Raw genomic sequence first — 6,311 nt, forward strand, 5'->3', positions numbered from 1 at the left:
GTTCCACTACACCAGCACTTTTTATCATATTGTAGACGCGTGAATGGGCTGTTTGAGCAACTTCAGGTCTTTCCCTAAGGATGTTTAAATAATCTGCAAATGTCCCTTCCCACTTCAGCCTGTTTTCTTCTTCGCGATAGTTTTTCACTTTATCTAAAATGTTAATAGCCTTCCCTCCATTCAGGGCTTGATTTATAACATAGTATGAAGTAAATGACATGATGATACCCATTACTTTTTCTTTGATGAAGTTTCTTCTTATTATTTATATTTTTTTAACTACAACAATGGGAATTTACCGACGATTTTGATACATAAAAGCTTACTGAATGAAGATAAAAAATTCGGTTATTCTAACGTTAGAAAGGAGGTCCATTATCATTGAATCGCCATTTTAAATTTCTTTTCACATGTTTACTTTTAGGGATGCTACTTTATCCTTCTGCAGCTTATGCAAAAGAAGAGCTTACAGAAGAAGAAATTTTACAGCAGCGTATGACCTATTATGTACAATTCGATGAATTACTCATCCCCTGGTATTTTTTAGCAGCTATTGATCAGTATGAAAGGAATTTACAGTCTGTTCGTAAAGATATCCCTAAACGGGAAGGCTATTTGGCTATACAATTCTCTGATGAATATTGGTCAGGTGCATTTAATCCTGTAAAGGAAGATACCTCACCTGAAACGATTAGCTATTTCGGAGGAATGGGCCTTGATGGTAATCATGACGGAATCGCTAGTCCAAAGGATGATGAGGATGTCATCTTTTCCATGGCTAGTTATTTAGGGAAATTTGGAACGACTGATGAGGATTTTAAATTAGCATTATGGGAATATTACGGAAGTGAAGAAGCCGTTAATCAAATTTTCACTATCTCAACACTATACAGACATTTTAAAACAACGGAACTTGATGCCCATACCTTCCCACTTAATATTCGCTCTGATTATAGCTACAAAGGCACTTGGGGCGCAAATAGAGGGTGGGGTGGACGTCGCATCCATGAGGGAACCGATATTTTTGCAAGCTACGGAACCCCTGTACTTTCTACCTCCTATGGTATTGTCGAGGTAAAAGGTTGGAATCAATTTGGTGGCTGGCGTATCGGAATTCGTGACAATCATAACTCCTATCACTATTATGCCCACCTTGGGAGCTATCATAAGGATATTGAAGTAGGCACCATTGTAAAGCCTGGCACAGTTCTTGGCTATGTAGGAAGCTCAGGATACGGAAAAGAAGGGACATCAGGTAAATTCCCACCCCATCTCCATTATGGTATTTACAAATTTAATGGTAGAACTGAATGGGCTTTTGATCCATACCCTTCCTTACTGCAATGGGAGCGGCAAGCAAAAAATCAAAAAAAGTAGGTTTTATTTCTTTCATTCATACATGTTGTGCACTTGAAGCAATTTGCTACAAGTGCTTTTTTTATTTATATAGGTAATTTTACATAAATACATTAATTAGTTGCTCGACCTCTATATATTTTTAACTACTAGCAGAAGGAAAATAAGTGTACTGTTGTACTAAAAAACTATTTTTAAATATTTCTACCGAAAGCCTTATTTATCAACCTAAATAGTTATAAAATAATAATTGTGTTTTATTAAAACTCTTGATGAGTTAGTAAAGGGATGGGGAAATGAAGAGCATTTTTCAGTTTAAGACACTTAAAGCTCGTATTTTAAGTGCATTTATTCTTTTATTAGTATTAGTAATTAGTTTTACAACCTACACTTACAATTCCAATACAAATATGGAAAAACAGGCAAAAGGTTTAGTAAAGGAAGATTTAGTAGTTTTGAACGCTAGTAAAAATTTAGCGTTGTCTATGAGTGTCCGTCTGTCTGCAGCTTTAAACTATGTGATGACTGGAGACGAAAAGTACAAGGAAACATTTAATGAGTATCGGGAAATGGCTGAAGAAAATAATGCTATTCTAGACAAATATGAAAAATCTGAGGAACGTACCAAACTAGTAGAAATAGCACGTGATTGGAGCAATCTCGTCAATACAGAGGTATTTGATATTTATCAAAAGGGCAATCATGAATTGGCTTTAGAAAATTTAATGGATACCCATGACCTCGTCACGACTATACGCAATGGGTATGAAAAACTTGCAGATGAACGTGCAGACGCGATTATGGACGTTGGCAATGATGTTGTGTCAACCAGTTCAAATAACAGGTCAATTGGCATTGTTGTTAGTTTGGTCTTAACTATCGCTGGTATTGTGATTGCTATTATCACAGCAAGTATCATTTCTAAACCAGTGACAGTAGTAGCAAATCGAATGAAAGAATTAGCAGATGGTAATTTGCAACTTGAACCATTAGTAGTAAAAACAAGAGATGAAATCGGAACGTTAATGGCTTCTGCCAACGACATGAACGATAAATTAAAACAAACCATTCACTCGATCTACACTGTTTCTGAAACAGTAGCAGCAAGTAGTGAAGAGCTTGCCCAATCATCGAATGAGGTACAAGCAGGGACTGAACAAATTACAATAACAATGCAGGAGCTTGCTTCAGGCACAGAAACACAAGCATCAACAACAGGTGATTTAGCAGAAACAATGAACGTATTTAAGCGTAGTATTTATGATACTACACAAGAAGGCGTTGAATTAAAGGAACATTCTAGTCATGTTCAAAACTTAACGGTTTCTGGCAAAAGCTTAATGGTACAATCTACAAAGCAAATGGCCGCCATTAACGACATTATGTTAGATTCCGTCAAGAAGGTAGAAAGTTTAAATAGCCAGTCTGCTGAAATTTCAAAGCTAGTTTCCGTTATAGACGATATTTCAAACCAAACAAATTTACTCGCATTAAATGCAGCAATTGAGGCAGCACGAGCAGGTGAACATGGGAAAGGCTTCGCTGTCGTTGCAGATGAGGTCCGTAAGCTTGCCGAACAAGTACAATTCTCTGTCACAGATATATCAACTATTGTCCACCGCATTCAAGGTGAGACGAGCAATGTCACTTCTGCTTTACAAATGGGCTATGAGGAAGTAAAAAGAGGGACAACACAGCTTGATCAAACGAATGAAACATTTGAACAAATCTCTAGTGCTGTAGAGGATATGATTGATAATATTACAACCATTTCAACTAATTTAAACAGTCTTGCTCAAAACTCTGACACCATTAATGCCTCTATCGATGATATGGCTTCCATTTCGCAAGAATCAGCCGCTGGTGTTGAACAAACAACAGCTACTGTAGAGGAAACTGCTGCTACTATGGATGAAATTGCTAGAAGCGCAAATCAGCTAGCAGGAATGGCTGAAGAGCTAAATAATCAACTACAACAATTTAAAATATAAAGTACTATAAAAGCTATCTCAAACTTACGAGATAGCTTTTTGTATCATTGCCAATGTCTAATTGGGACTCTTTCAAGTTCGTGACGTTTGATAATTACACTTATCTTTTGGTACCACTTCTCACATAATTCCATTGCTTCTTTATATTCATCCTCTTCTTTTGAAATAGGATCTTCTTCAGTATCCATAAAAGTATACTCTAAAATAGGATCTGATAAATGATCAACTACTAGCTTTAGCGATAGCTTTGTTACCGTATCCTCTTCTTCTTCTTCTTCATCCTCTTGTTCTGCTAATTCCTCATCCTCATTATCTTCTTCTAATAATGAACCACTCATTAAATAATTTTTAGTTTTAAGCATAAACACTTCATCTTCCATAATAGCTACTTCATATATTTTGCTAAATGGAATCTCCGTAATTGTCAGCTCTCCGCCTAACTCTTCTCTTTGTGCGATTATGAGCATATTGGTTTGTTCATTTAACAATAATGCATGTAAAGCATTACTAGATAATGTGTATTGAGTATGAGGTATAGCCATTATTTCCTCTGTACTAGCCTCTGTTAGCGCAGCCAGGGCTTGGGCCGCAAGATACCGTTCTTTTATATAACGAACAATACCTATACATACTAAAGCTAAGCCAATTAAAAAAAATACCTCTTGAATGATGATTATATTTATTGCATTTGCTAGAAAAAGATAGATAATCCCTAATAAAATGAAAAAAATAATTTTCATTCAGATCCCGCCTTTATCAAGATAATCGCTAGAGAAATAGTTTGATGTACTAGCAATTTATTCTCGACTCTATCTTTTCATTCTTATTTCTCATATTTATCTACCATAAATAAAAAACACGAGAACCTTGAATAGCCAATGTTCTCGTGTGTAAGAGTCAATTAACGACCGATTAATTCTTCTTTACTGCTTACGTCGTCTAAAGTTTTATCTTTTTCTATTTTATGCATCTCTAGGACATGCTGTGACGGTGGTACTAGTAAGCTCACCACTACTATCGTGATACCTGTTATAACAACGCCTGAAAATACAGGTGCTTGCCATAATTCATTTAGTAAACCAATGAAACCATCCGATTGGATTGTGAGACTAGGTACGAATGTTAGAGATGTAATAATGTAATAGATTAAACCAACGGAAATACTTGCCCAAACTGCAGGTGTACTCACACGTTTCCAAAATGGGCCTAATACAATTGGCCAGAAAATCGTTACAAAAATAATATCCCATGCTAAATAAGCTAGATCAATTACTTTTTGGAAGCTTATAGCCAGCACTAAACCTAATAATGCACTTGATAGAATAATAGAGCGTGAGAATCTTAAAAGCTTTTTCGGATCTGGATTACGGTTAATAAAATCTAAATAGATATTCTTTGTCACAATACCCGAAGTCGCTACATAACATGCCGCTACAGTAGACATCCCCATAGCTGCCATTGCCGTTAAGAAAATAGCTGCTAATAAAGGAGGGAAATAGCCCTGTGCGAAAGTCAGCATCAATGTTTCTGGGTTTGTACTATTGGGATAAATGGATTTGAAAGCTTCACCCAACATCCCTGGAATCCAGCTAATAGCAATAACAATACTACCTGCAATAATCATACTGCGCTGTGCCACTCTTGGGCTTTTCGCAGCTGCTACCCTTTGTCCTAAGTCAACTGCAGGGATGTCACCGAGTGCTAGAACAAGATACAATGTCCAAAACTCGGCTCCTGCCTTTTCAAATAATGTACTGATATTCCACCACTCAGGGTTGAAGGTAACGTCTGGATAGTAAAATAAAATAAAAATAGTAATACCTAGTATTCCAGCTACTGCAAGCGCCCCTTGCACTATTTCTGTATAAGCAACTGCCCATAAACCCCCAATAACAGAATAGATAGCAGTTAAGGATACAAATAAAAGCGCTGCCGGAATGAAATCAATTTGTAATAGTTGCTGAATAATATACGTCCCACCAACTGTTAATGCAGCTGCATTAAAAACACCGAAAGCAATAGCCATTACGATACCAGTATACGCACCTAGCTTTTTACTGCCATAGCGTAATCCATAGTAATCTGCTAGTGTCCAACCCTTTAAGCGTCGTAATGGCTTTGTCCAAATGAGTGACCCAAGAATCATACAAGTCCCTAGACCACCCATTGTTGCCGTTCCCTCAAAGCCACCGCTCGTATAGCCTGAACCTACAGCCGCAAAAAAGAATGGAGCTGCTAGTAAGGCAGCAACTAAACTCCCCGTGACAACTGAAAGAGGCATACTCCAGCCAGCGACAATTAAATCCTCAGCTGTGTTGACACGCTTATAACCTTTATAACCAATGTAATAGATAAATAGTAAGTATAAGCAAAAAATTATAACGTTTAACATAGTCGTACTCCTTAGTTTTCCATTATCCGTTCATCACAACTCCACCATTAGGCGTTAAAATTTGACCTGTATAGAAGTCAGCATGATTAGAGGCTAAAAATAGCACACTTTTCGCAATCTCTTCAGGTTGCGCTAAACGTTTTAATGGATATTTAGCGGACTCTTCCTCCACATAGTTATCTCCAAACTCTTTTAGAATGTCCGTAAATGTTCCACTAGGAGCAACAGCGTTGACAAGTATTGAAGGTGCTAACTCTCTAGCTAATGCCTTTGTAAAAGCATTGATAGCGCCTTTTGCCGCTGAGTAATGAGTAAATTCTTCACAACCTAGGCTGCCAATATCAGATGATATATTGATGATTTTCCCTGTATTGCGTTCCTTCATTCTTTTAGCTGCTTCACGGCAATTGTAGAAGCAACCATATAAATGAACTTTAATCATTTTATCCCACTGTTCATCCGTTAAATCTGTAATGCTAGATCCCTGTGCAAATCCGGCGTTATTTACAAGAATATCAATTTCCCCGAAGTCCTCGTCCATAAATTGATGCATCGCTTGTACTTCTTGTGAG

6 protein-coding genes are annotated in these 6,311 nt (G+C 37.1%); 2 read left to right on the forward strand and 4 right to left on the reverse strand.

Annotated elements, in window-relative coordinates:
- On the reverse strand, window positions 1-166 hold a 166-nt coding region (locus RT445_RS22585; protein ID WP_396631822.1), incomplete at its 3' end, for a hypothetical protein.
- Window positions 167-381: 215 nt separating this feature from the next.
- Here RT445_RS22585 and RT445_RS22590 point away from each other — a divergent pair.
- Together RT445_RS22590 and RT445_RS22595 are read left to right on the forward strand one after the other, a co-directional pair.
- A complete protein-coding gene (locus tag RT445_RS22590) occupies window positions 382-1,377 on the forward strand; it encodes a M23 family metallopeptidase (protein WP_274794563.1) in 996 nt (331 codons plus the stop codon).
- 275 nt (window positions 1,378-1,652) lie between these two features.
- Complete coding sequence (locus tag RT445_RS22595; protein WP_274794564.1) at window positions 1,653-3,347, forward strand: methyl-accepting chemotaxis protein; 1,695 nt, start codon at window positions 1,653-1,655, stop codon at window positions 3,345-3,347.
- Between the two features lie 44 nt (window positions 3,348-3,391).
- Here the strand turns inward: RT445_RS22595 and RT445_RS22600 are convergent, their stop codons facing one another.
- The 3 genes from RT445_RS22600 to RT445_RS22610 form a co-directional block, all read right to left on the reverse strand.
- A complete protein-coding gene (locus RT445_RS22600; protein ID WP_313471616.1) occupies window positions 3,392-4,087 on the reverse strand; it encodes a hypothetical protein in 696 nt (231 codons plus the stop codon).
- Between the two features lie 161 nt (window positions 4,088-4,248).
- Window positions 4,249-5,739, reverse strand: coding sequence for a sodium:solute symporter family protein (locus RT445_RS22605; RefSeq protein WP_274794566.1), 1,491 nt, complete (start codon window positions 5,737-5,739; stop codon window positions 4,249-4,251).
- A gap of 22 nt (window positions 5,740-5,761) precedes the next feature.
- Window positions 5,762-6,311, reverse strand: a 550-nt coding sequence (locus RT445_RS22610; protein WP_313471617.1) for an SDR family NAD(P)-dependent oxidoreductase, incomplete at its 5' end; no start/stop codon positions are given.

The organism is Lysinibacillus sp. (genome assembly GCF_032093475.1).
Taxonomy (GTDB): domain Bacteria; phylum Bacillota; class Bacilli; order Bacillales_A; family Planococcaceae; genus Lysinibacillus; species Lysinibacillus irui.